We start from the raw sequence: 22497 nt of genomic DNA, 5'->3' as shown, positions 1-22497 counted from the left end.
GCCCTTGCATTTCGCAAGAAGCCGGCCCGGCAGGGACTGGCAATTTGCCCACCCGCCGGGCCTGCCCTCGAACGACTGTCATGTCGGATCAATAACTTGCGCCTCATGGACCGCCTTGGCACGGATGCTGCTGTCTTCCCTGGACTCTCCCCCTATCGGAACCCGGCCATGACCCTGTTGATCCGTGAAGACCTGACCGACGCCGACCTGGCCTGGGCTGCCCAGGCGTTTGCCCCCCGCGCCACCGCCACCGCCGCCGCGCCCGCCTCCCCCGCGCGTGGCCGCAGCCGGACCCTGATGGGCCTCGGCACCCTGGCGGCCGTCGCCGGCCTGGCCCTGGCCCTGTCGGCCAACGTCGGCGCCACCGCCGCCCCGCCCGCCCCGGAATCCCTCGCCGGTGGCGCGTCGAAGGCGGCGGTGGCGCCGGGTTGGACGGTGCAATCCACGGTCGAGGACCACCTGAGCGCCGACCTGGCCGGCAAGGACGTGGCGTTTTCGCTGGTCTCGGCCGAAGCCACCCGGCTCGACCAGGGCGGCCGGCGCTTCGACGGCTCGGGCCTGGCCCAGCTCGACGGCCAGGAAACCCGCTTCGTCTCCTTCAGCCTGTCGGTGGACGTGGACGGCAGCGTCAGCGCCTTCGACTACGGCATGGCCACCGGCGGTGAAGTCGAAGACGTGCTGGCGATCAACCAGACCGCCAGCGAAGACGCGGTCGCCGTGCGCTGAAGCCGACAGGGGCCGGGGCTACAATGCCGGCCATGGACATCTTCAAGAGTTTCACGCTCGAGGCCGCGCACCGGCTGCCCAACGTTCCGGCCGGCCATAAATGCGCGCGGGTGCATGGCCACAGCTTCCGGGTTGAACTGCACGTCTCGGGCGAGGTCGGCGCCGATACCGGCTGGGTGATGGACTTCGGCGACATCAAGGCGGCCTTCATGCCGCTCTATGACCAGCTCGACCACCACTACCTCAACGACATCGAAGGCCTCGACAACCCCACCAGCGAGAACCTAGCGATCTGGATCTGGGACAAACTGCAGCCCGCCCTGCCCGGCCTGTCGGCGGTGGTGGTGCATGAGACCTGCACGTCGGGGTGCAGGTATACCGGGCCGGGCTGATGAAGCATCTGGGCTGAAGCCCCTCCCACAAGGAAAGCGCGGGTTTAGTCGGCGGGTACGCCGGTGAGCTCTTCGCTGAGCGCCAGCAGCTTCGCCTGCGCTTCGGGGTCCTGGCCCTGCGGGTCCATGGTGTCGCGCGGCACGCCGCCTTCAAGGTGGAAGGCGCCGGCTTCAAGAGTCGGCGCGTGCGCCAGGCCCATCACGTGGTCCACGCCTTCCTGGACGGTGGTGCGCGGCGGAATGCCGATGCCCTTCACCATCGTCGTGTCCATCAGCGTCGCCGGGTGCAGCGACACCATCGTGATGCCGTCGGCCAGGAAAGCCGGCGCCAGTGCCTTGGTCATCGTTGCCTGGGCCTGCTTGCTCTGGCCATAGCCACGCGCGGCGGCGCCTTCGGCTTCAAGCATCACGTCGTTGAAATCGATCGGCGCCGAACTGCCGGACGAGACATTGATGATGCGCGAGGGCGCAGCGGCCTTCAGCGCCGGCCGCAGCTTGTGCACCAGCACCCAGCCGGCCAGGTAGTTCACGGCGAACTGCAGCTCGTAGCCGTCCGGGCTGGTGCGGCGCTGGCCGTCGTTGAAGGCGACGCCGGCGTTGTTGACCAGCAGGTCGAGTTTCGGGGTTGATGCCGCGACGGCGTCGGCGAACTCGCGCACCGCCTGCATTGAGGAGAAGTCGGCGGCAATGAAACGCGCCGAGCCTTTGCCCGAGGCAGTGATTTCTTCCACCAGCGCCTGGCCACGTTCGGCGTTGCGGCCGTGGATGATCACGTGGGCACCTTCGGCGGCGAAGCCGCGGGCCAGCTCGCGGCCCAGGCCGTCGGTGGAGCCGGTGACGAGCACGGTCTTGCCGGCGTAGGAAACCGGCGTTTGCGCGACGGTGCCCACCGGAAGCATCAGGATGGCAGCAGACAACAGGCCGATCAGCGAATGACGCATGGCGCGGGCTCCTGCGGGTGGGCGGGAGCCAGATTAGGCCTGGCTGGGGCGGCAGGCAAGCTCGCGACCTGGGGGCATCGGGACTGAAGTCCCTCCCACAGGGCGGGCTACAGGCAGAGGGCGGTGATGGCTTCCTGCAGGCTCTGGCGCAGCACGGCGCGGTCCTGCTGGGGGTCGCGCACGTAACAAAGGATCAGGCCGTCCACGAGGCAGCGCATCACCACCGTGCGGCGGCGCACCGCGTCGGCCTCGAGCGGCTTGCCGGCGGCGGCGGCGCTTCGGCGCACCAGGTCTTCGAAGTCGACCCGGATCTGCGGCTCCTGCGCCGTGACCACGGCGGCGATGTCGGCGTCGCGCGTGGCCTCGGCCGACACTTCGAGGAACAGCGCCGCGTCGAAGCCGCCTTCGCAGCTGCCGCCCGGACCGCTTTCGCGCCAGGCGTCGATCTTCTCGAGCAGCTTGTCCACCAGCTCCGAACAGGTGGCGATGCCTGCCAGCGCCTCGCGGCGCTCTTCGCGCTGCTCGTCGGTGATGGCCCGGATGATCGCCGCCTTGTTGGTGAAGTAGCGGTAGATCAGGCCCTGGCTCATGCCGGCCGCGCGCGCGATCGCCGCCATGCCGGTGCCGTGGAAGCCGCCCTCGGAAAAGCAGGTGCGGGCGGCTTCCAGGATGCGTTCGCGCTGCGCTTCCTGGCGCGCCTTCGCCTTGGCGCCGCCGCCGGCCGGCATCGGGCTCATCGCTTGGCTTCCTTGCGGTAGAACAGCCGGCGCACGGTCACGAAGAACAGCGGGATGAAGAAGATGCCGAGGAAGGTGCCGGCCAGCATGCCGCCGATCACGCCGGTGCCGATCGCGCGCTGCGCGCCCGAGCCGGCGCCAGTGGCGATGGCCAGGGGCAGCACGCCGAAGCCGAAGGCGATCGAGGTCATCAGGATCGGGCGCAGGCGGTCGCGAATCGCGGCCAGCGTGCCTTCGACCAGGTCCATGCCCTTCTCGAGGTTGGCCTTGGCGAACTCGATGATCAGCACCGCGTTCTTGCTCGACAGGCCAACCGTGGTGAGCATACCGACCTGGAAGTACACGTCGCGCTCGAGCCCGCGCAGCCAGGTGAACAGCACCGTGCCCAGGATGCCCAGCGGCACCACCAGCAGCACCGAGGTCGGGATCGTCCAGCTTTCGTACAGCGCCGCCAGGCACAGGAAGACGATCAGCAGCGACAGCGCATACAGCAGCGGCACCTGCGCATCGGCCACGCGCTCCTGGTAGGAGGCGCCCGACCATTCCAGGCCGAATCCGGTCGGCAGCTCGCCGGCCAGCCGCTCCATCTCGGCCATCGCATCACCCGAGCTCACGCCTGGCGCCGCCATGCCGGTGACGTTCACCGCCGGCACGCCGTTGTAGCGTTCCAGGCGCGGCGAGCCGTATTCCCAGTGCCAGGTGGCGAACGAGGAGAACGGCACCATCTCGCCCTGGTTGTTGCGCACGTACCAGAGGTTGAAGTCCTCCGGCACCATGCGGAACGGCGCGTCGGCCTGCACGTACACGCGCTTGACGCGGCCGCGGTCGATGAAGTCGTCGATGTAGCGACCACCCCAGGCGACCGACAGCGTGTTGTTGATCTCGGCCACCGACACGCCCAGCGCCGCGGCCTTGTCGTTGTCCACGTCCAGGCGGAACTGCGGCGAATCTTCCTGGCCGTTCGGGCGCACCTGCATCAGAAGCGGACTTTGCGCCGCCAGGCCAAGCAGCTGGTTGCGCGCGGCCATCAGCGCCTCGTGGCCCTGGTTCTGGTTGTCCTTGAGGTACAGGTTGAAGCCGCCCGTGGTGCCGAGCTCGGTCACCGGCGGCGGCGCCAGCGCGAACACCATCGCGTCCTTGATCTGGCTGAAGGCGCCCATCGCGCGGCCGACCAGCGCGGTGACGCTGGCCTCGTCGCTGCTGCGTTCGTCCCAGTCCTTGAGCTTCACGAACACCATGCCGTTGTTCTGGCCGCTGCCGGCGAAGCTGAAACCCTGCACGGCGAAGGTGGACTCGATGATGTCGGCCTCGTTCTGCAGGTAATGCGCCTCGACCTGCTCCATCACCTTCTGCGTGCGCTGCTGGGTGGCGCCCACCGGCGTCTGCACGATGGTGAAGGCGACGCCCTGGTCCTCGTCGGGCAGGAAGGACGAGGGCACGATGCGGAACACGGCGACCATCGCCACCGCCAGCACCAGGTAGATCACCAGGAAACGGCCGCCGCGGCGTAGCATGCCGCCGACGAAGCCCTGGTAGCGCTTGTTACCGGCGTCGAAGCGGCCGTTGAACCACTTGAAGAAACCCTTCTCGCCGTGGTGTTCGCCCTTCTTGAGCGGCTTGAGCATGGTCGCGCACAGCGCCGGCGTCAGGACGATCGCCACCAGCACCGACAGGCCCATCGCCGAGACAATCGTCGCGGTGAACTGGCGGTAGATGACGCCGGTCGAACCAGTGAGGAAGCCCATCGGGATGAATACCGCCGCCAGCACCATGCCGATGCCGATGAGGGCGCCGGTGATCTGGTCCATCGACTTGCGCGTCGCCTCGACGGGGCTCAGGCCCTCTTCGCTCATCACGCGCTCGACGTTTTCGACCACGACGATGGCGTCGTCCACCAGCAGGCCGATCGCCAGCACCATCGCGAACATCGTGAGCATGTTGATCGAGAAACCCAGCGCCAGCAGGATCGCCAGCGTGCCCAGCAGCACCACCGGCACCGCGATCGTCGGGATCAGCGTGGCGCGGAAGTTCTGCAGGAACAGGAAGATCACCAGGAACACCAGCACAACGGCCTCGGCCAGGGTCTTGACGACTTCCTTGATTGAAACGCGCACGAAGGGCGTGGTGTCGAAGGGCACCACCACTTTCAGGCCGGGCGGGAAGCTCGGCTTCATCTGCTCCATCAACTCCGCCACGCCGTCGGCGGTGGCCAGGGCGTTGGCATTGGTGGCCAGCGAGATCGCGACGCCGGAGGCCGGCTTGCCGTTGTAGCGGCTGATCACCGAATAGTTTTCCGACCCGATCTCGACCCGGGCGATGTCGCCCAGGCGCAGCGTCGAACCATCGGCATCGGCGCGCACGACGATGGCGCGGAACTGCTCCGGCGTCTGCAGGCGGTCCTGGGCCGTGATGGTGGCGTTGATCTGCTGGCCGTCGATGGCCGGCGTGCCGCCGAGCTGGCCGACGGCGACCTGCGCGTTCTGCGCCTGGATCGCCGCCACCACGTCGCTGGGCGCGAGCTGGTAGCTGTTGAGCTTGCCCGGGTCGAGCCAGATGCGCATCGCATACTTGCCGCCGAACACTTGCACGCTGCCCACGCCCGGCACGCGGCTGAGCGGGTCGACGATGCTCGCAGACACGTAGTCGGAGATGTCGTTGCGGTCCATCGAGCCGTCTTCGGATACAAAACCCAGCACCTGCAGGAAGCCGCTGGAGGCCTTGTTCACCGAAATGCCCTGCTGCTGCACGATGCCCGGCAGCAGCGCGGTGGCCAGCTGCAGCTTGTTCTGCACCTGCACCTGGGCGATGTCCGGATCGGTGCCGGTTTCGAAGGTCAGCGTGACGGACACCGAACCGTTGGAATCACTGGTCGAGGACAGGTAGTCCAGGCCGTCGAGGCCGGTCATCGCCTGCTCGATGATCTGGGTGACCGAGTTTTCCGCGGCCTGCGCCGACGCGCCCGGGTAGCTGGCGTTGATGGTGATCGTCGGCGGCGCGATCGTCGGATATCGCGAGATCGGCAGCTGGGTCAGCGCCAGGCCGCCGGCGAGCATGATGATGATGGCGATCACCCAGGCGAAGATCGGGCGATCGATGAAAAACCTTGCCATGGTCGGGACCTCGGCTTATTCGGCGGGCGCGGGCGGAGCCGCGTCGTCGGGGGTGGCGGCGGCGCCGGCTTCGACGGCCGTGGCGCTGCCGCCCGGCTGGACCTTCTGCAGGCCCTCGATGATCACGCGGTCGCCGGCCTGCAGGCCGTCGTCGACCAGCCACTGGTCGCCGACCGTGCGGCTGGTCTGCACCACGCGGGCTTCGACCTTGCCTTCCGGCGTCACCACCAGCGCGGTGGCGTTGCCCTTGGCGTCGCGGCTGATGCCCTGCTGCGGCGCCAGGATGCCGTCCGGGCGGGTGCCCAGCTCGACCACGGCGCGCACGTACATGCCCGGCAGCAGCAGGTTGTCGGGGTTGGGCACGCGCACGCGCAGCGAGTAGCTGCCGGTTCCCGGGTCGACGGTGACGTCGGTGAACTCCAGCGTGCCGGCGTGGGCGTAGGGCGTGCCGTCCTCGAGCAGGATCTTCGCCTCGACGGTGCCCTGCTCGACGCGACCGGCCTCGACGTCCTTGCGCAGCTGCATCAGCTCGGTGGCCGACTGTGACAGGTCCACGTAGATCGGATCGAGCTGCTGCACCGTCACCAGCGCCGTTTCCTGGTTGGCGGTGACCAGCGCGCCCTGGGTGACGCCGGACTTGCCGGCCCGGCCCGAGATCGGCGCGGTGATGCGGGTGTAGCCCAGGCTGACGTCGGCGGACTGCAGCGCGGCCCGGTAGGCGGCAACATCGGCGGCGGCTTCGGCGGCGGCGGCCATCGTGCGCTCATGGTCCTGCTGGGCCACGAGCTTCTGCGCCACCAGCTCGGTGGAACGTTCCGCGGCCAGGCGCGCCGACTTCGCCGAGGCCTGGGCGCGCGCAAGGTTGGCGGCGGCGGCGGCGCGGGCGGCGCGGTAGGTGGCGTCGTCGAGCTGGTAGAGCACCTGCCCTTCCTTCACCAGGCTGCCTTCCTCGAACAGGCGCTTTTCGACGATGCCGGTGGCCTGCGGGCGCACTTCTGCGACCACGAAGGGCACGGTACGGCCGGCAAGGTCGCGGGTCAGCGGCACCGGCTGCGCCTTCAGGGTGACCACGGTGACTTCGGGCGTAGGCATCTGCATCGGCGCCGGCTCGCCGGAGCAGGCGGCCAGCAGGAAACTGGCGGCGGCGATGACGGCCACGGGGACGGCCAGAAGACGCCGGGAACGGGCGGACGCGGACATGGGATGCCTCTCGGAGAAAGAATGCGGGGTCGCCCGCGGGCCGGGGAACCGGCGCGGGCGCAAAAGAATGAACGGTCATTCTAGGTTTGAATCGGCCGCTGTCAAGCCAACTGATGGCCTGTTTCCGGGGGTTTCCGACCGTTTTTCGGGCCTTCGTTCAGGCCAGCGACAGCTTCGCGGCCAGGTCCGCGGGCGCGGCCCCGGGCGCAAACGGCAGCAGGCCCAGGCAGGGGCCCGGCAGGGCGTTGCGCAGCAGGTCAAGGTAGGCCGCGGCATGCGGGCCCGGTGCCTCGACCTGATTGCCGATCCACCCGGCCAGGCGGCAGCCGTCGGCTTCCACGGCGCGGGCGGTCAGGCGCGCGTGGTTCAGGCAGCCCAGGCGCAGGCCGACCACCAGCACCAACGGCAGGTCCAGCGCGCGGGCCAGGTCGGCCTGCTCGAGGCCATCGGCCAGCGGCGCCAGCCAGCCGCCGACGCCTTCGACCAGCACCCGGCCGCCAGCCTGGCCGGCCAGGACCCCGTGCGCGGCCAGCAGCGTCGCCAGCTCGACCTGCACGCCGGCCATCGCGGCGGCGATCTGCGGCGCGGTGGGTTCGGGCAAGGCATAGGGGTTGACCAGCTGGTAGCCGGGCCGGGGATCGCTGGCCGCCTGCAGGGCCAGCGCGTCTTCGTTGCGCCAGCCCTCGTTCGTACGCTCGCAGCCGCTGGCGACCGGCTTCATGCCCACGGCCGGGCGGCCGTCGCGGCGCATCGCGTGCAGCAGCACGGCGGACGCGAAGGTCTTTCCGGCCCCGGTGTCGGTGCCGGTGACGAAACAGCCGCGGGCGAACAGGTCCCCGCTCATGCCGCAACCGGGCGCAGGCGCTGGCGACGCGCGGTGAACGCCGGGATGACGATGCCCAGCAGCGGGTAGGCGAACATGGGCAGGCCACTTAGCAGGTAGGTGAACTGGTCGCGCGGCACCGCCATCATTCCGAAGGCCGCGACGATGCTGACCGCGGCACTGGCCGCCAGGATGGCTTGCACGCCAGCTTCGGTGCGCGCTTCATGGCGCTCGAGCGCGTCCAGGCCCAGGTCGTCGGCGCGGCGCAGCGCGTGCCGGTTGAGCAGCCAGACCAGGGTCGCCAGCCCACCGAAGCCCATGCCGTAGATGATGAAGGCCCATTGCAGGTCGTACACCGCGTCCGGTCCGGTGAGCACCAGCTCCGTGGGCACGAAGCCACCGGTCGCCAGCCACAGGCCGCTGGAGATCACCATGCGCAGGGGATACACGTAAACCAGCATCACCAGCACCAGTCCGAGCGACCACACCGTGGACGTCGTGTCGTCGAGCCCGAAACGCCGGCTCCAGCGATTGTGCGCACTCCAGAACATGGCCAGCAGCACGAAACCCAGGACGAAGGTCGGCAGGCGGCGCAGTGCTTCGCGCAGTTCGTCGTAGGAAGTGGGCAGGCTTTCGAAGAAGATCACGAGCAAGGTCAGCGCGAAGGCGAAGGCCGCGTCGACGAAGGTTTCCAGCCGTGTCACCTGCTGGCCGCGCAGCCGGAAGCCGTCCTCGCGCGGCAACGACGCCAGCTGGTCAACGCTCCATAACATCGCCACCCCTCCCGCGCCCCCGGGCGCGAGGCCATACAATACCGTCCCGACACCGAACGATGGAGCGCCGATGTTCGCGCAGTCCAGCCTCACCGGCACCAAGGCCGAACAGTACGACCAGCTGCTTGAACAGGCCCGCGGCCTGATGCACGGCGAAACCGACCGGGTCGCCAATGCCGCCAACCTGTCGGCGCTGGTCTACCACGCGCTGCCGGAGCTCAACTGGGTCGGCTTCTACTTCTACGACGGCAAGGAACTGGTGGTCGGCCCTTTCCAGGGCCACCCGGCCTGCGTGCGCATCGCGCTCGGCCGCGGGGTCTGCGGCACCGCCGCGCAGACCCGGCAAACCCAGCGCATCGCCGACGTCGAGGCCTTCCCGGGCCACATCCCCTGCGACGCGGCCTCGCGTTCGGAGCTGGTGGTGCCGCTGTACCTTGGCGACCAGCTGGTGGGCGTGTTCGACCTCGACAGCCCGGTCACCGACCGCTTCGACGCGGACGACCAGGCTGGCCTCGAAGCGATCGCCGCTGCGTTCATCCAGACGTTGGGCCCGGCCTGAACCGACCGGGGACAGGACAGAGGAATGACCGGAACCAAACTGCGCAACATCGGCCCGAAATCCGCCGCCTGGCTGCGCCAGACCGGCATCCGCAGCCAGGAAGACCTGGAGTCGGTGGGTGCGCTGGCGGCCTTCGTGCGGGTCAAGCGCGCCGGGTTCAAGCCCAGCCTGAACCTGCTTTACGCGCTGGAAGGCGCGATCCTGGGCTGCCACTGGCAGGAAATCCCGGACGAGCGCCGCAGCGAACTGGTGCTGGCCGCGGGTGACGAGGTCGCCAAGCTGCCGCTGCCGAAGAACAAGCGCATGCCGGCCGCCGCGCCGGTGAAAACCGTGCATCTGGACGGCGAGGACGAAAGCGACATGCCCGGCCCGGGCTTCGGTTTCGACGATCCTTCGTCGTCGCGGGACGACTGAGCGGCTAGCGCACCACCGCGTACTCGCGCGCGTCCTCGCGCCAGGGCGGCGTGGCCCGGATCGTCGGCAGCACGTCCTCGACGCGGTCGACCAGCGACCACATCGCCGCGTGCTCCGGGTTCATGAAGCGCTCTTCGATCACCGACTCCATGAAACCCTGCAGCGGCGCGTAGAAGCCGCGCACGTTCAGCAGCAGGATCGGGCTGAAGTAGATGCCCAGGCGCTTGAGCGTGATCGCCTCGAACAGTTCCTCGAGCGTGCCGCAGCCGCCGGGCAGCGCGACCACGGCATCGGAGCCGGTGAGCAGCTTGTGCTTGCGCTCGCGCATGTCCTCCACCAGCTCCAGGTGGGTCAGGCCCGGGTGGCCCCATTCGAGGTCGGCCATGAACTTCGGCAGGATGCCGACCACCTCGCCGCCCTTCGACAGCGCGCCGTCGGCCAGCGAGCCCATCAGGCCCTGCGAACCGCCGCCGTAAACGATGCTGCAGCCCTGCGCCGCGAGGGTTTCGCCGAGCTGGCGCGCGGCGGCGTGGAATTCGGGCGCCACCCGGGCGCTGGAAGCGGCATAGACGCAGACGCGCATGGCGGGAATCCGTGGCGATTCGGGGCCGCCATTGTGCCACCCCGGGGCCGTCGTCCGGCTATCATCCGGGGGCACGCGGACCGGGGAAGGGCCGCGGCGATCCGTTCAATCTTGTTTCCGGGGAAAAAAATGCCGTTCACCAAAACCATCCTGCTGGGCCTGTGCCTGGCGCTGCTTGCCCTGTCCGGCCCGGTCCGCGCCGAAACCGCGCCGCTGACCAACGCCGACGTGATCAAGATGCTCAACGCCGGCCTGTCGCCGGACACGGTGCGGCTGACCGTGCGCAGCGCGCCGTCCGACTTCGACACCTCGCCCGATGGCCTGATCGCGCTCAAGCAGGCCGGCGTCGATGAATCCGTGGTCGAGGCCATGATCAGCGCCGGGGCCGGCGGTGCCGCGCCCGCCGGCAAGTCCGGCAACGACGCGACTCGCATCAATCCCGAGGAGATCGTGCTCGTGGACGAGGGCCAGCGCCACCAGATGCGCTACACCGTGGCGCAGGTGCGCACGGCGGCCCGCGCGATGGGCTGGGGCGGCGTCGGCACCTATGCCGTGCTCAGCGGACCCCAGGCACGCCTGAGGGTCAGCAATCCGCGGCCGTCCTTCGACATCGCGGTGCCCGGCAACGCCCAGCCGGAAAGCTACCTCACGCTGGCCAGCTTCGCGGTGCGCCGCAACAACACCCGCGAAGTGCTGATCGGAGGCGGCTACCGGAGCTACTCCACCGGCATCCACCCCGACCGCATCGTGCCCACGCGCGGTGAAGCCCTGGCCGACCAGTCCGGCGCGCCCGAGGGTTTCACCCTGTTCCGCGTCACGCCCGAACGCGACCTGGCGCCGGGCGAATACGCCCTGGTGACCTACAACAGCCAGGTGCGCGTGCTGGGCTTCTTCGCCTCGGGCAACGACAGCTACTTCGATTTCGGCGTCGACTGATCCGGCGCGTCCGGGCCTCGATCGGGGCCCGGATGCCTTGCCTGCCACTGCGCCAGCCGCTCGCGGTAGTGGTCCATGTCCTCGGCATAACTGTCGAAGACGCAGACGGCGCAGCCGCCGTCGCAGCAGTCGGTCGGCAGCGGGCGCTCGGGTTCGACCGGGCGCGGGTCGTCAGGCGGCGGCGTGGTCAACGAACGAATCCGTCCAGGGGTTCGGGGCAAACACTACCCGTGTGCACGCAGGGCGGCCACCAGTGCGTCCGCGTTCGCACCCGCCCGCGTGAATGCGAACGCGTGCTCGTCGTCGCGCTGCCGGTCGAGCCAGATGCCTTCGCCGGTGTCGGGTCGCGTGGCGGCCAGCCACAGCGCGGTGTCGGCGCCTTCGGCGGCATCGCGGAGCACGCTGCGGAACAGTTTGCGGAAGCCGGGCAGCGCGCTGCGCACGCCGTCGGTGTCGACCCAGCCCGGATGCATCACCCACGCGCGCGGCTGGGCCGGACCGAGGCTGTTCCAGTGACGGGTCAGCTCGACCTGGGCGCGTTTGTGCTGGGCATAGGCATTGAAGCCGTCGTGGCTGCCGGCATCGGCCGCCTGCAGTGCGTCGATGTCGAGCGCCGCGCCGTACATGCCGCCTGAACTCATCGAAATGATGGCGCTGCCTTCGTGCAGCGCACCGCCGCGGCGCAGGCCCTGGTCGAGCACCCAGTGGCCGAGCAGGTTGGTGGCGAAGCCGCGCTCCAGGCCTTCGGCGGTCCGGCGGAATTCGTGGCACATCACGCCGACGTTGTGCACCACGACGTCCACCCGGCCGTTCCGGGCGATGTCGCCGGCAACACGCGCGACGTCCTGCATCAGCGACAGGTCCACCTGCAGCGGCTGGATGCGGCCGGCGCCGGCGGCCTGGCCGGCCAGTTCATCGAGCTTGCCGGCATCGCGTCCGAGCGCCAGCACGGTCGCCCCGCGCGCCGCGGCGCCGAGCGCGATGGCCTGGCCGATGCCGCCGGTCGCACCGCTGACCACCCAGCGCTGGCCGCTGAAATCGGCCTCCAGCCGGGTCTTGCCGACGCGACGCCGGAAGCCGATGCGCGAGAACGGCAGCGCGAAGCGCGCGTAGAAGAACGCGGCGCCGAGGGCCTTTTTCATGCCGCCCACCGCCGCAGGAAGTCTTCGTCCAGGTGCCCCGTCTTGACCAGGATGCGCGCTCCCAGGGGCGCCCGCGGCGCATGCTGCGAAAGGTGCGGGCTGCGCAGCCAGCTGCCGGCGGGATAAACGCCATGTTCGTCCTCGAACTGGCCGCTGAGCACCAGGATCTCCTCGCCGCCCCAGTGCGTGTGCGGCTGGAACACCGTGCCTGGCGCCCAGTCCACCAGCGCGGTGTGCTGGGTGCCGAAGGAATGCAGGGGCAGCACGCGCAGGCCGGGCACCAGGCCCGGGCGCCAGTCGCCGGCGTTCGTATCAATGCGCACGGCGTCGGTGTCGCCGGGCTGGAACTGCCGCAGTTTCACGAACAGCGTGCAGCCGCTGGCGCTGCGCGGCGCATGCCGGCTGCCGTCGGGGTTGCGCAGGTAAGTGCCGGGGCCGTGGTCGCCGTGTTCGTCGCTGAACACGCCCTCGAGCACCAGGATTTCCTCGCCGTCCGGATGCGCGTGTTCGGGGAACACCGAGCCTGGCGCGTAACGCACCAGGCTGGTCGCGCGCGCGGCCTCGTCGCCGACGCGGTCGAGCAGCCGCCGGGACACGCCGGGCGAAGGAGAATCCTGCCAGGGCGTGTCGCCGGGGCGAACGACGACGCGTTGGGTGAAATCGGCGTTCAGGCGCATGGGCGGCTCGGAAAAGTCTGGGGCCGAGTCTGCGCCAGGCGGCGTGGGCGGCGCGTGGATGGCGCCGCGACAGGCGCGCCGCCACCCGCCCCGCTTATTCCACCGTCACCGACTTGGCCAGGTTGCGCGGCTGGTCCACATCGGTGCCGCGCTGCACGGCCACGTGGTAGCTCAGCAGCTGCAGCGGGATGGTCGAGATGATCGGCGCGGCGATTTCGCCCGAGGCCGGCAGGATCACCACGCGCGCGGCGTCCAGGCCGTGGGCGACGGTTTCGTCGACGAAGGCGTAGAGCACGCCGCCGCGCGCGCGCACTTCCTCGAGGTTGGACTTGAGCTTGTCGATCAGGCGGTCGTTGGGCGCCACCGCGATGACCGGCATGTCCTCGTCCACCAGCGCCAGCGGGCCGTGCTTGAGCTCGCCGGCGGCGTAGGCCTCGGCGTGGATGTAGCTGATTTCCTTGAGCTTGAGCGCGCCTTCCATCGCCACCGGCCAGTGCGTGCCGCGGCCCAGGAACAGGGCGTGGTGCTTGCCAATGAACTGTTCGGCCAGGTCCTTGATCTCCTCGTCGAGCTTGAGCACCTCGGCGATGTGGCCGGGCAGGCGCTCGAGCTGGCGCACGCCGTCGGAATAACGTTCGTCGTCCAGGCCCTTGGCGCGGGCCAGGGCCAGCGAGAACAGCGCCAGCGCCACCAGCTGGGTGGTGAAGGCCTTGGTCGAGGCCACGCCGATCTCGGGGCCGGCGCGGGTCATCAGCACCAGGGCCGACTCGCGCACGATCGATGATTCCGGCACGTTGCAGACCGCCATCCGGGTCAGGTACGGGCGCTCCTTGGCCAGCTTCAGCGCGGCCAGGGTGTCGGCGGTTTCACCGGACTGGGAAATCGTGAGGAACAGCGTGCCCTCGCGCACCACCGGGTCGCGGTAGCGGTACTCGCTGGCGATTTCCGCGGTGCAGGGCACGCCGGCGAGCTGCTCGATCCAGTAACGCGCCACCAGGCCGGCGTGGTAGCTGGTGCCGCAGGCGATGATGTGCACGGCCTGGGTGTCGGCCAGCAGCTGCTCGGCGTCGACGCCGAAGATCTGGGTCAGGATCTTGCCGCCGGCGATGCGGCCTTCCAGGGTGTCGGCCACGGCCACCGGCTGCTCGTGGATTTCCTTGAGCATGTAGTGGGCGTACTCGCCCAGCTCGACCGCGTCGGCGCTGAAGTGCGATTCCTTGACCTCGCGCTGTGCCGGCTTGCCGTCGGCGTCGAAGATGTGGATGCCGTCGACGGTGACTTCCGCGACGTCGCCTTCCTCGAGGTACATGAAGCGCTTGGTCAGCGGCAGCAGCGCGTGCACGTCGGACGCCAGGTACTGTTCGCCCTCGCCCAGGCCGACGATCAGCGGCGCGCCGAAGCGGGCGCCGACCACGGTGCCGGGTTCGCGCGCCGAGATCGCCGCGATCGCGTAGGCGCCGTGCAGGCCCTTGACCACCTGCTGCACCGCCGCCAGCAGCGACAGGCCCTGGCGCTGGGCGCGTTCAACCAGGTGCGCCACCACTTCGGTGTCGGTCTGCGAAGTGAAGGCGTAGCCCTCGGCCTGCAGCTCGGCGCGCAGCGCGGCGTGGTTTTCGATGATGCCGTTGTGCACCAGGCTCACGTCGCCCGACACGTGCGGGTGCGCGTTGCCTTCGCTTGGCACGCCGTGGGTGGCCCAGCGGGTGTGGGCGATGCCGCAGTGGCCGTCCAGGCCGGTTTCGGCCTGCAGGGCGACCAGGTCGCGCACCTTGCCCTTGGCGCGCAGCCGGGAAATGCCGTCACCGGTAAGCAGGGCGACGCCGGCGGAGTCGTAACCGCGGTACTCGAGCGCGGCAAGGCCGGCGATCAGGTGCTGGACGATGGGCCGGGTGGCGCTGATACCGACGATTCCACACATGGGCGAGGCGTTCCTTGGTGACTGACCGGCAAGTTTAAGGGAAGCAGATGGCATTACGCGGGCGAAGGATTCGCAGGGACAGCGCGGGTGTCCGCCGGGCGTCCGGACGGGGCTGCGGCGGACGCTGCGGACAGGGATCTTTTCCTTTCAGGACAGGGACTTGCCGGCTGGCACGGTGGTTGCATTGTTTATCGCAGACCCACCCAGCATGGATTCCCCGATGATCCGCGACACCTCCGCCCAGGACCGCAGCCTTTCCCAGGCCCAGGCGCCCCGCTCCCGCCGCCCGCTTTACCTCGCCGGCGGCGCGGTGCTGGCGGTGGCGCTGGTTGGCTGGCTGCTCAGCGGCTGGCTGGGCAGCGCCAGTGCGGTGTCGGCCGAACGCCTGCGTTTCGCCGAAGTGCAGCGTGGCCTGCTGGTGCGCGACGCCACTGCCAATGGCCGCGTCGTCGCCGCCGTCAGCCCCACCCTGTATGCCCCGGCCGGCGGCACCGTGACCCTGAAGATCCTGGCCGGCGACACCGTGGCGCGGGGCGACGTGATGGCGGTGATCGATTCCCCGGAACTGCAGAACGAACTGCAGCGCGAGCAGGCCACGCTGGCCCAGCTCGAGGCCGAAGTCGCCCGCCAGCGCATCCTCGCGCGCAAGGCCAGCCTGCTGGCCAAGCGCGAGGCCGACGATGCCGAAGTGACCCGCCTGGCCGCGCTTCGCGACCTGCAGCGGGCGCAGCGCGGCTTCGAGCTCGGCGCGATCGCCGAAGTGGAATACCTGCGTGCGAAGGACGCCATGGCCAGCGCCGACATCCGCAGCCAGCACGCCGGCACCGCCGCGCAGCTGGAAACCCAGGACGTGGGCCTGGGCCTGAAGACCCAGGAACAGCTGCTCGAACGCCAGCGCCTGCTCACCGCGAACCTCGAACGTCGCGTGGACGAACTGAACGTGCGCGCGCCGGTGGACGGCGTGATCGGCACGCTCAGCGTCGACGACCGCGCCGTGGTCGTCGCCAACACCCCGCTGATGACCGTGGTGGACCTGAGCCGGCTGGAAGTCGAGCTGGAAATGCCCGAGTCCTACGCCGAAGACCTGGGCCTGGGCATGACCGCCGAGGTGCGCATCGGCGCCACCACCGCCACCGGCACCCTTTCCGCGATCTCGCCCGAGGTCGTCAACAACCAGGTGCTGGCGCGCGTGCGCTTCACCGGCGAACAGCCGGCCGGCCTGCGCCAGAACCAGCGCGTCAGCGCCCGCGTGCTGTTCGAGGAAAAGCCCGACGTGACCAAGGTCGCCCGCGGACCCTTCGTCGAAGCCCTGGGCGGCCGCCACGCCTACGTGGTCGAGGACGGTATCGCCGTGCGCCGTCCGATCGTACTGGGCGCCACCAGCGTGGGCGAGGTCGAGATCCTCGAGGGCGTGCAGCCCGGCGAGCGCATCGTGATCTCGGGCACCGACACCTTCGACGGCGCCGAGCGCGTCGCCATCAACGAGTAAAAGGACTCCGCCATGCTGCGCATGAACAACCTGAGCAAGGTCTACCGCACCCACATGATCGAAACCCACGCCCTGCGTGGCTTCGACATCCACGTCAAGGAAGGCGAGTTCGTCGCCGTCACCGGCCCCTCGGGCTCGGGCAAGACCACCTTCCTCAACATCGCCGGCCTGCTCGAGGAATTCACCGGCGGCGAATACTGGCTCGACGGCGTCGACGTGCGCGGCCTGGACGATTCGGCCCGCTCGAAGCTGCGCAACCAGAAGCTGGGCTTCATCTTCCAGGGCTTCAACCTGATCCCCGACCTGAACCTGTTCGACAACGTCGACGTGCCGCTGCGCTACCGCGGCTTCGGCGCCGCCGAGCGCAAGCGCCGCATCGAGGACGCGCTGGCCCAGGTCGGCCTGGCCTCGCGCATAAAGCACTACCCGGCCGAACTTTCCGGCGGCCAGCAGCAGCGCGTGGCGATCGCCCGCGCGCTGGCCGGCTCGCCGCGCGTGCTGCTCGCCGACGAACCGACCGGCAACCTCGACTCGCAGATGGCCCGCGGCGTGATGGAGCTTCTCGAGGAAATCAACGCCGCCGGCACCACCATCCTGATGGTCACCCACGACCCCGAGCTGGCCGCCCGCGCGCACCGCAACGTGCACATCATCGACGGCCAGGTCAGCGACCTGACCCACGAAACCGCGCGCAGCCTGGCCAGCGCCACCGGCGCCCACGCGGCGACCGCCTGAGGAGAGCGTCATGTACGGCTACTACCTTGCCCTGGGCTTTCGCAGCCTGCGCCGCAATCCGGTGCTGACGACCCTGATGGTGCTGACGCTGTCGGTGGGCGTGGCGGCGTCGATGACCACGCTGACCCTGCTGCGCGGCATGTCCGGCGACCCGATCCCGCAAAAGTCCGACCGCCTGTTCGTGCCGCTGCTCGACAACGGACCCGCCAACGACGGCGGCACCGTCGACGCCAACCGCGAACCGCCCGAACAGCTGACCATGCGCGACGCGCTGGCGCTGTGGGAGGCGGGCAAGGGCCTGCGCCAGACGCCCATCTACGGCGTCGGCCCGCCGATTGATTCGGGCCGCCCCGACCTGCCGCCGTTCTTCAGCAATGGCCTGGCGGTGGGACGCGACTTCTTCGCGATGTTCGACGTGCCCTTCGTGCACGGCCAGCCCTGGTCGTCCGACGACGACCAGCGCGGCACCCAGGTCGCGGTGATCAGCCGCAGCCTGGCCGAGCGCGTCTACGGCGAAGGCGTCAATCCCGTCGGCAAGACCCTGCGCGCCAGCGACAGCGAATACCAGGTCGTGGGCGTCATCGACACCTGGAGCCCGCTGCCCAAGTTCTACCGCCTGGTCGGCAGCCGCAGCTTCGACACCAGCGAGGACATCTTCCTGCCGCTGCGCACCGCGGTCGCCCGCGAACTGCAGGTCAACGGCAACGTCAGCTGCAACTCCACCCCGCCCTCGCCCGGCTTCCGCGGCCTTGTCGAAGGCGAGTGCAACTGGGTGCAGATGTGGGTGGAACTGGAATCGGCCGGCGACCGGGCGGCCTACGCCGACTACCTGGCCGCCTACGTCAACGAGCAGAAGGCGCTCAACCGGTTCGAACTGCCGCTCAACAACCGTCTTTACGACGTGCGCGAATGGCTCGACGTGCGCGAGGTGGTCAGCGACGACACCCGCACCTCGACCTGGCTGGCCTTCGGCTTCCTGCTGGTGTGCCTGGTGAACACCGTCGGCCTGCTGCTGGCCAAGTTCAGCGCCAGGCCCGGCGAGATCGGCGTGCGCCGTGCTCTGGGCGCGTCGCGCGGCGAAGTCTTCCGCCAGTACCTCACCGAAGCCGCGGTGATCGGCCTGGTCGGCGCCGGCGCCGGCATCGCGCTGACCCTGGGCGCGCTGGCCTTCATCCGCGACTTCAACCAGGGCATCGCCCGGCTGACCCACCTGGACCTGCCGATGCTCGCCATCGCGGTGGTGGTTTCCGTGGCCGCGGCGATCATCGCCGGCCTGTTGCCCACCTGGCGCGCCTGCCAGGTCGTGCCCGCCCTCCAGCTCAAGAGCCAGTAAGGACCCGCCGCCATGGAAATCCGCCCCATCCTTTCGGCCCTGTTGCGCAACAAGACCGCGCCGCTGCTGATCGCGGCCCAGGTCGCGCTGACGCTGGCCATCGTCTGCAACGCGCTGTACATCATCCAGGACCGGCTGGCCACGGCCGCCCGGCCCAGCGGCGCCGACGAGGCCAACATCTCCGAGCTGCGCTTCTATCCGTACCGGACCATCAGCGATGTCCGCGGCATGCAGCTGCGCGACATGGAGGCCATCCGCGCGGTGCCCGGCGTCGTGTCCGCCGCCTGGACCAACCAGGTGCCGCTGGGGCAGTCGGGCTGGACCGTCGGCCCGGTGGTCACCTCCACCGACCAGCGGGACTCGCCGGTGTCTTCGGCCGGGCAGTACTTCACGCCCGAGTCGCTGATCGATGCCTTCGGCCTGAAGCTGGTCGAAGGGCGGGATTTCCAGCCCGGCGACTACATCGAGTCCGACCCGCAGGTGGACCGCAACCAGCCCAGCGTCGCCATCATCACCCAGGCCATGGCCACCGCGCTGTGGCCCGACGCGACCTCGGTGCTCGGCAAGTCGATCTACCTCGGCGGCCCCGACAACCCGCCGGTGCAGGTCATCGGCGTGGTCGAGCGGCTGCAGACGCCCTGGGCCAACGTCGGTGACGCCGCCGAATACAGCCTGATCCTGCCGATCCGCTACCTCGACCCCTTCACCCGCTATGCCGTGCGCACCGAACCCGGCCGCCACGCCCAGGTGATGGCCGAGGTCGAGAAGGTGCTGCTGGGCCTGAGCAACGACCGCGTGCTGCTCAGCCGCCGCACGCTGGTGGAGTCGCGCGAGGGCCGCTACGCCGGCGAGCGCCTGATGGCCGGCCTGCTGATCGCAGTCACGGTTTTCCTGCTGCTGATCACCGCCTCGGGCATCGTCGGCATGGCCAGCCTGTGGGTGAACCAGCGGCGCAAGCAGATCGGCGTGCGCCGCGCGATCGGTGCGCGCAAGGCCGACATCCTTCGCTACTTCCTGGTCGAGAACCTGATGATCACCACCGGCGGCATCGCGGTCGGCATCGCGCTCGCGATCGCGCTCAACAACTTCCTGGTCGCCGAGCTGGAGCTGCCGAGGCTGCCGGTGGCCTACCTGGGCCTGACCATGGCCGGCATGTGGCTGCTTGGCCTGCTGGCCGTGCTTGGCCCGGCCTGGCGCGCCGCGGCGGTGCCGCCGGCCATCGCCACCCGCACGGCCTGAAGGTAGATTAGGCCCATGCCGCCACCGAGCCACGCCACCCTGCTGGTCATCGACGACAACCCGTCGGTGGCCGCCGCGCTGGAAGTGCTGTTTTCGCTGCACGACTACCGCACGCTGCGCGCCTCGTCGCCGGACGAAGGGCTGGCCTTGCTGGCGACGCAAGCCGTGGACCTGGTCATCCAGGACATGAACTTCACCCAGGACACCACCTCGGGCGAAGAAGGCGAGGCGCTGTTCAAGGCGATCCGCGCCGCGCACCCCGACCTGCCCGTCATCCTGCTCACGGCCTGGACCCACCTCGAAGCCGCGGTGGACCTGGTCAAGGCCGGCGCCGCCGACTACCTGGCCAAACCCTGGGACGACCGCAAGCTGCTGGCGACCGTAGGCAACCTGCTGGAGCTGGGCCAGGCGACGCGTGCGATGGCCGATTGCGCACGCCGCGACCACCGGCAGCGCCGCGAGCTCGAACGCGACCACGACCTGCGCGGCCTGGTCTGGGCCGACCCGGCGATGGAGCGCGTGCTGTGCCTGGCCACCCAGGTCGCGCGCGCCGACGTGCCGGTGCTCGTGACCGGGCCCAACGGCTCGGGCAAGGAAAAGATCGCCGAGATCCTGCAGGCCAATTCATCGGTGAAGGACGGGCCCTTCGTCACGCTCAACTGCGGCGCGCTGCCGTCGGAGCTCATCGAGGCCGAACTGTTCGGCGCCGACGCCGGCGCCTACACCGGCGCCGGCAAGGCCCGCGAGGGCAAGTTCGAGGCGGCCGACGGCGGCACCCTGTTCCTGGACGAAATCGGCAACCTGCCGCCGGAGGGACAGATGAAGCTGCTGCGCGTGCTTGAAACCGGCCGCTTCAGCCGCCTGGGTTCGAACCGCGAGAAGCAGGTGAAGGTGCGGGTGATCAGCGCCACCAATGCCGACCTGCCGGCGATGATCCGCGAGGGTCGTTTTCGCGAAGACCTGTTCTACCGGCTCAACCTCATCGAGATCCGCATCCCGCCGCTGGCCGAACGCCCGCGCGACATCCTGCCGCTCGCGCAGTCCTTCCTGGCCGCCGGCAAGTCGCTGTCGGAAGGCGCGGCGCAGGCGCTGCAGCGCCACGCCTGGCCCGGCCACGTGCGCGAACTCAAGAACGTGATGCAGCGCGCCTGCCTGCTCAGCGCGAGCCCGGTGATCCAGGCCGGCGAACTGGGCCTGCCGGTCGTCGCCGCGTCCGCGGCCCATCCGGCCTCGGGCCCGGAACCGGAGCTCGACCGCGACAGCATCGAACAGGCGCTGGCGCGCGCCGGCGGCGTGGTGTCGCAGGCCGCCATCGAACTGGGGCTCAGCCGCCAGGCCCTCTACCGCCGCATGGAGCGCCTGGGCATCGCCCGGCCCTGAGCCCGCATGCCCGCACGCCGCTCGATCGCCGGCACCCTGGCCCTGCTTGGCGCCGCGGTGGCCGCGGTGTCCGTCGTGCTGGCGCTGCTGCTTGCCAGCGTTTTCGAAAGCCGCCTGCTGGCTGGCCTGGTGGCGGTGGCGGCGGGACTGCTGCTGTCGATGTGGGTGATGCGCCGCGCCGCGCGACCGGTGCTTTCGTTGTTCCGCGCGCTGGCCGGCACCACGCTCAGCTACCGCGACGGCGACTTCAGCTTCGGCCTGCGCTGGCCGCACCGCGACGAGCTGGGTGACCTGGTCGCCGCGCACAACGAGCTGGGCGGCGTGCTGCGCGAACAGCGCCTGGCCCTGGTGCAGCGCGAACTGCTGCTCGACACGATGGTGCAGAACACGCCGGTGGCGATGCTGCTGGTCGCCGACGGCGGCCACGTGGTGTACGCGAACCTGGCCGCGCGCCGCCTGCTCAACGACGGCCGCAAGATCGAGGGGCTGGCGCTGGAAGCACTGGTGCAGGCGGCGCCGCCCGCGCTTTCCGAAGCGCTGGACCGCGGCGGCGACGGCCTGTTTTCGGTCGGCGAAGGCGAGGAGGAGGACGTCTACCACCTGGCCCGCCGCGGTTTCCGGCTCAACGGCCGGCCGCATGAGCTGCTGCTGCTGCGCCAGCTCACGACCGAACTGCGCCGGCAGGAAGTGCAGACATGGAAGAAGGTGATCCGGGTGATCAGCCACGAGCTCAACAATTCGCTGGCGCCGGTGGCGTCGCTGGCGCATTCGGGCGCCGAGCTGACGCGGCGCGGGCAGACCGAGAAGCTCGAGGCGATCTTCGGCATGATCGAAGAGCGTGCACGCCACCTCGAGGGCTTCATCCGTGGTTATGCGCGTTTCGCCAAGCTGCCGGCGCCGCGGCTCGAAGCCACGCCCTGGTCGGTGCTGGTGGACCGGCTGCACAGCCAGATCAGCTTCGGGCTCGACGGCGAACTGCCGCCGGGTTCGGTTCGCGTCGACGTGCCGCAGATGGAACAGGCGCTGATCAACCTGCTCAAGAACGCCCATGAATCGGGCTCGGCGGCCGAGGACGTGCAGCTGCGCGTGCGCCGTGGCGGCGGCCTGCTGCGCATCGAGGTGCTCGACCGCGGCACCGGCATGGGCGAGGCCGTGCTGGCCAATGCGCTGGTGCCGTTTTATTCCACCAAACGCAGCGGCACCGGCCTGGGCCTGGCGCTGGCGCGCGAGATCGCCGAGGCGCATGGCGGCCGGATTGGGCTTTCAAACCGGGATGGCGGCGGCCTGCAGGTCTCGCTGGTCCTCCCCGTCGCCGAAGACTGATACGAGGTCTGTAGGAGCGCCTTCAGGCGCGAATCTTCTGGCTTTGCCTTCGGCCAAGAAAGGATTC

22 protein-coding genes are annotated in these 22497 nt (G+C 69.7%); 11 read left to right on the top strand and 11 right to left on the bottom strand.

The genetic code is table 11. From position 1 onward, the window contains the following. Positions 1 to 168 precede the first annotated feature (168 nt). Both ACE3TE_RS05520 and queD read left to right on the top strand, forming a co-directional pair. Complete coding sequence (locus ACE3TE_RS05520; RefSeq protein ID WP_374602950.1) at positions 169 to 726, top strand: hypothetical protein; 558 nt, start codon at positions 169 to 171, stop codon at positions 724 to 726. Between the two features lie 32 nt (positions 727 to 758). Continuing rightward, a complete protein-coding gene (queD, locus tag ACE3TE_RS05515) occupies positions 759 to 1118 on the top strand; it encodes a 6-carboxytetrahydropterin synthase QueD (protein WP_374602948.1) in 360 nt (119 codons plus the stop codon). A 44-nt stretch (positions 1119 to 1162) separates the two neighbouring features. Here queD and ACE3TE_RS05510 read toward each other — a convergent pair whose 3' ends face one another. From ACE3TE_RS05510 to ACE3TE_RS05485, 6 genes are all read right to left on the bottom strand, one after another. Beyond that, a complete protein-coding gene (locus tag ACE3TE_RS05510) occupies positions 1163 to 2059 on the bottom strand; it encodes an SDR family NAD(P)-dependent oxidoreductase (RefSeq protein WP_374602946.1) in 897 nt (298 codons plus the stop codon). Positions 2060 to 2166: 107 nt separating this feature from the next. Next, entirely contained in the window at positions 2167 to 2796 is a 630-nt protein-coding gene (locus ACE3TE_RS05505; protein WP_374602945.1) for a TetR/AcrR family transcriptional regulator, read from the bottom strand. Further along, a complete protein-coding gene (locus ACE3TE_RS05500; RefSeq protein WP_374602943.1) occupies positions 2793 to 5906 on the bottom strand; it encodes an efflux RND transporter permease subunit in 3114 nt (1037 codons plus the stop codon). Before ACE3TE_RS05500 ends, ACE3TE_RS05505 begins: the two co-directional genes overlap by 4 nt. 15 nt (positions 5907 to 5921) lie before the next feature. Then, complete coding sequence (locus ACE3TE_RS05495) at positions 5922 to 7106, bottom strand: efflux RND transporter periplasmic adaptor subunit (RefSeq protein WP_374602942.1); 1185 nt, start codon at positions 7104 to 7106, stop codon at positions 5922 to 5924. A 157-nt stretch (positions 7107 to 7263) separates the two neighbouring features. Further along, positions 7264 to 7950 carry a dethiobiotin synthase gene (gene bioD, locus ACE3TE_RS05490; protein WP_374602940.1) on the bottom strand — a complete coding sequence of 229 codons (687 nt, stop codon included), beginning with the start codon at positions 7948 to 7950 and terminating at the stop codon, positions 7264 to 7266. Beyond that, positions 7947 to 8702: a TMEM175 family protein gene (locus ACE3TE_RS05485; RefSeq protein WP_374602938.1), complete on the bottom strand. Its 756-nt coding sequence runs from the start codon at positions 8700 to 8702 to the stop codon at positions 7947 to 7949. The genes bioD and ACE3TE_RS05485 overlap by 4 nt, the downstream gene beginning before the upstream one ends. Before the next feature lie 70 nt (positions 8703 to 8772). On the opposite strand from ACE3TE_RS05485, the gene ACE3TE_RS05480 reads away from it, so the two are divergent. Both ACE3TE_RS05480 and ACE3TE_RS05475 read left to right on the top strand, forming a co-directional pair. Further along, positions 8773 to 9261, top strand: coding sequence for a GAF domain-containing protein (locus ACE3TE_RS05480; protein ID WP_374602936.1), 489 nt, complete (start codon positions 8773 to 8775; stop codon positions 9259 to 9261). A gap of 24 nt (positions 9262 to 9285) precedes the next feature. Continuing rightward, positions 9286 to 9675: a TfoX/Sxy family protein gene (locus tag ACE3TE_RS05475; protein ID WP_374602934.1), complete on the top strand. Its 390-nt coding sequence runs from the start codon at positions 9286 to 9288 to the stop codon at positions 9673 to 9675. 4 nt (positions 9676 to 9679) lie between these two features. Here the strand turns inward: ACE3TE_RS05475 and ACE3TE_RS05470 are convergent, their stop codons facing one another. After that, positions 9680 to 10258: a TIGR00730 family Rossman fold protein gene (locus ACE3TE_RS05470; protein WP_374602932.1), complete on the bottom strand. Its 579-nt coding sequence runs from the start codon at positions 10256 to 10258 to the stop codon at positions 9680 to 9682. 129 nt (positions 10259 to 10387) lie between these two features. On the opposite strand from ACE3TE_RS05470, the gene ACE3TE_RS05465 reads away from it, so the two are divergent. Then, on the top strand, positions 10388 to 11194 hold the full coding sequence (locus ACE3TE_RS05465) for a hypothetical protein (RefSeq protein WP_374602930.1): 807 nt from the start codon (positions 10388 to 10390) through the stop codon (positions 11192 to 11194). Here the strand turns inward: ACE3TE_RS05465 and ACE3TE_RS05460 are convergent. The 4 genes from ACE3TE_RS05460 to glmS form a co-directional block, all read right to left on the bottom strand. Beyond that, complete coding sequence (locus ACE3TE_RS05460) at positions 11170 to 11385, bottom strand: oxidoreductase-like domain-containing protein (protein ID WP_374602928.1); 216 nt, start codon at positions 11383 to 11385, stop codon at positions 11170 to 11172. The genes ACE3TE_RS05465 and ACE3TE_RS05460 overlap by 25 nt on opposite strands. A gap of 33 nt (positions 11386 to 11418) precedes the next feature. Beyond that, positions 11419 to 12336 (bottom strand): SDR family oxidoreductase, encoded by a 918-nt coding sequence (locus ACE3TE_RS05455; protein WP_374602926.1) that lies wholly within the window; start codon positions 12334 to 12336, stop codon positions 11419 to 11421. Further along, on the bottom strand, positions 12333 to 13013 hold the full coding sequence (locus ACE3TE_RS05450) for a cupin domain-containing protein (RefSeq protein ID WP_374602924.1): 681 nt from the start codon (positions 13011 to 13013) through the stop codon (positions 12333 to 12335). The genes ACE3TE_RS05455 and ACE3TE_RS05450 overlap by 4 nt, the downstream gene beginning before the upstream one ends. A gap of 94 nt (positions 13014 to 13107) precedes the next feature. Next, positions 13108 to 14931, bottom strand: a complete 1824-nt coding sequence (glmS, locus tag ACE3TE_RS05445) for a glutamine--fructose-6-phosphate transaminase (isomerizing) (protein ID WP_374602922.1) — start codon at positions 14929 to 14931, stop codon at positions 13108 to 13110. A gap of 208 nt (positions 14932 to 15139) precedes the next feature. Here glmS and ACE3TE_RS05440 point away from each other — a divergent pair, with 208 nt between their 5' ends. Genes ACE3TE_RS05440 through ACE3TE_RS05415 form a run of 6 tightly spaced genes read left to right on the top strand, consistent with a single transcriptional unit; the run spans position 15140 to position 22430 of the window. Continuing rightward, a complete protein-coding gene (locus tag ACE3TE_RS05440) occupies positions 15140 to 16420 on the top strand; it encodes an efflux RND transporter periplasmic adaptor subunit (RefSeq protein WP_374602921.1) in 1281 nt (426 codons plus the stop codon). Positions 16421 to 16432: 12 nt separating this feature from the next. After that, the gene (locus ACE3TE_RS05435) at positions 16433 to 17155 is read left to right on the top strand and encodes an ABC transporter ATP-binding protein (RefSeq protein WP_374602919.1); all 723 of its coding nucleotides are present in this window, start codon (positions 16433 to 16435) and stop codon (positions 17153 to 17155) included. A 10-nt stretch (positions 17156 to 17165) separates the two neighbouring features. Further along, positions 17166 to 18488 (top strand): ABC transporter permease, encoded by a 1323-nt coding sequence (locus ACE3TE_RS05430; RefSeq protein ID WP_374602917.1) that lies wholly within the window; start codon positions 17166 to 17168, stop codon positions 18486 to 18488. A 12-nt stretch (positions 18489 to 18500) separates the two neighbouring features. Beyond that, complete coding sequence (locus tag ACE3TE_RS05425; protein WP_374602915.1) at positions 18501 to 19727, top strand: ABC transporter permease; 1227 nt, start codon at positions 18501 to 18503, stop codon at positions 19725 to 19727. A 15-nt stretch (positions 19728 to 19742) separates the two neighbouring features. After that, positions 19743 to 21107, top strand: coding sequence for a sigma-54-dependent transcriptional regulator (locus ACE3TE_RS05420; protein WP_374602914.1), 1365 nt, complete (start codon positions 19743 to 19745; stop codon positions 21105 to 21107). Positions 21108 to 21113: 6 nt separating this feature from the next. Then, positions 21114 to 22430 (top strand): PAS domain-containing sensor histidine kinase, encoded by a 1317-nt coding sequence (locus ACE3TE_RS05415; RefSeq protein WP_374602912.1) that lies wholly within the window; start codon positions 21114 to 21116, stop codon positions 22428 to 22430. The last annotated feature ends 67 nt before the right edge of the window (positions 22431 to 22497 follow it).

Origin of the sequence: Arenimonas sp. (assembly GCF_041919775.1) — a bacterium.
In the GTDB taxonomy this organism is placed as follows: Bacteria; Pseudomonadota; Gammaproteobacteria; order Xanthomonadales; family Xanthomonadaceae; genus Arenimonas.
Note: the sequence above shows the minus strand (reverse complement) of the source record. Positions and strands in the feature narration are given on the sequence as shown.

What these genes read in the sequence shown, in the direction of transcription:
- ACE3TE_RS05520 (WP_374602950.1), top strand. Translation starts at nt 169, where the DNA reads ATGACCCTGTTGATCCGTGAAGACCTGACCGACGCCGACCTGGCCTGG.
- queD (WP_374602948.1), top strand. Translation starts at nt 759, where the DNA reads ATGGACATCTTCAAGAGTTTCACGCTCGAGGCCGCGCACCGGCTGCCC.
- ACE3TE_RS05510 (WP_374602946.1), bottom strand. Translation starts at nt 2,059, where the DNA reads ATGCGTCATTCGCTGATCGGCCTGTTGTCTGCTGCCATCCTGATGCTT.
- ACE3TE_RS05505 (WP_374602945.1), bottom strand. Translation starts at nt 2,796, where the DNA reads ATGAGCCCGATGCCGGCCGGCGGCGGCGCCAAGGCGAAGGCGCGCCAG.
- ACE3TE_RS05500 (WP_374602943.1), bottom strand. Translation starts at nt 5,906, where the DNA reads ATGGCAAGGTTTTTCATCGATCGCCCGATCTTCGCCTGGGTGATCGCC.
- ACE3TE_RS05495 (WP_374602942.1), bottom strand. Translation starts at nt 7,106, where the DNA reads ATGTCCGCGTCCGCCCGTTCCCGGCGTCTTCTGGCCGTCCCCGTGGCC.
- bioD (WP_374602940.1), bottom strand. Translation starts at nt 7,950, where the DNA reads ATGAGCGGGGACCTGTTCGCCCGCGGCTGTTTCGTCACCGGCACCGAC.
- ACE3TE_RS05485 (WP_374602938.1), bottom strand. Translation starts at nt 8,702, where the DNA reads ATGTTATGGAGCGTTGACCAGCTGGCGTCGTTGCCGCGCGAGGACGGC.
- ACE3TE_RS05480 (WP_374602936.1), top strand. Translation starts at nt 8,773, where the DNA reads ATGTTCGCGCAGTCCAGCCTCACCGGCACCAAGGCCGAACAGTACGAC.
- ACE3TE_RS05475 (WP_374602934.1), top strand. Translation starts at nt 9,286, where the DNA reads ATGACCGGAACCAAACTGCGCAACATCGGCCCGAAATCCGCCGCCTGG.
- ACE3TE_RS05470 (WP_374602932.1), bottom strand. Translation starts at nt 10,258, where the DNA reads ATGCGCGTCTGCGTCTATGCCGCTTCCAGCGCCCGGGTGGCGCCCGAA.
- ACE3TE_RS05465 (WP_374602930.1), top strand. Translation starts at nt 10,388, where the DNA reads ATGCCGTTCACCAAAACCATCCTGCTGGGCCTGTGCCTGGCGCTGCTT.
- ACE3TE_RS05455 (WP_374602926.1), bottom strand. Translation starts at nt 12,336, where the DNA reads ATGAAAAAGGCCCTCGGCGCCGCGTTCTTCTACGCGCGCTTCGCGCTG.
- ACE3TE_RS05450 (WP_374602924.1), bottom strand. Translation starts at nt 13,013, where the DNA reads ATGCGCCTGAACGCCGATTTCACCCAACGCGTCGTCGTTCGCCCCGGC.
- glmS (WP_374602922.1), bottom strand. Translation starts at nt 14,931, where the DNA reads ATGTGTGGAATCGTCGGTATCAGCGCCACCCGGCCCATCGTCCAGCAC.
- ACE3TE_RS05440 (WP_374602921.1), top strand. Translation starts at nt 15,140, where the DNA reads ATGGATTCCCCGATGATCCGCGACACCTCCGCCCAGGACCGCAGCCTT.
- ACE3TE_RS05435 (WP_374602919.1), top strand. Translation starts at nt 16,433, where the DNA reads ATGCTGCGCATGAACAACCTGAGCAAGGTCTACCGCACCCACATGATC.
- ACE3TE_RS05430 (WP_374602917.1), top strand. Translation starts at nt 17,166, where the DNA reads ATGTACGGCTACTACCTTGCCCTGGGCTTTCGCAGCCTGCGCCGCAAT.
- ACE3TE_RS05425 (WP_374602915.1), top strand. Translation starts at nt 18,501, where the DNA reads ATGGAAATCCGCCCCATCCTTTCGGCCCTGTTGCGCAACAAGACCGCG.
- ACE3TE_RS05420 (WP_374602914.1), top strand. Translation starts at nt 19,743, where the DNA reads ATGCCGCCACCGAGCCACGCCACCCTGCTGGTCATCGACGACAACCCG.
- ACE3TE_RS05415 (WP_374602912.1), top strand. Translation starts at nt 21,114, where the DNA reads ATGCCCGCACGCCGCTCGATCGCCGGCACCCTGGCCCTGCTTGGCGCC.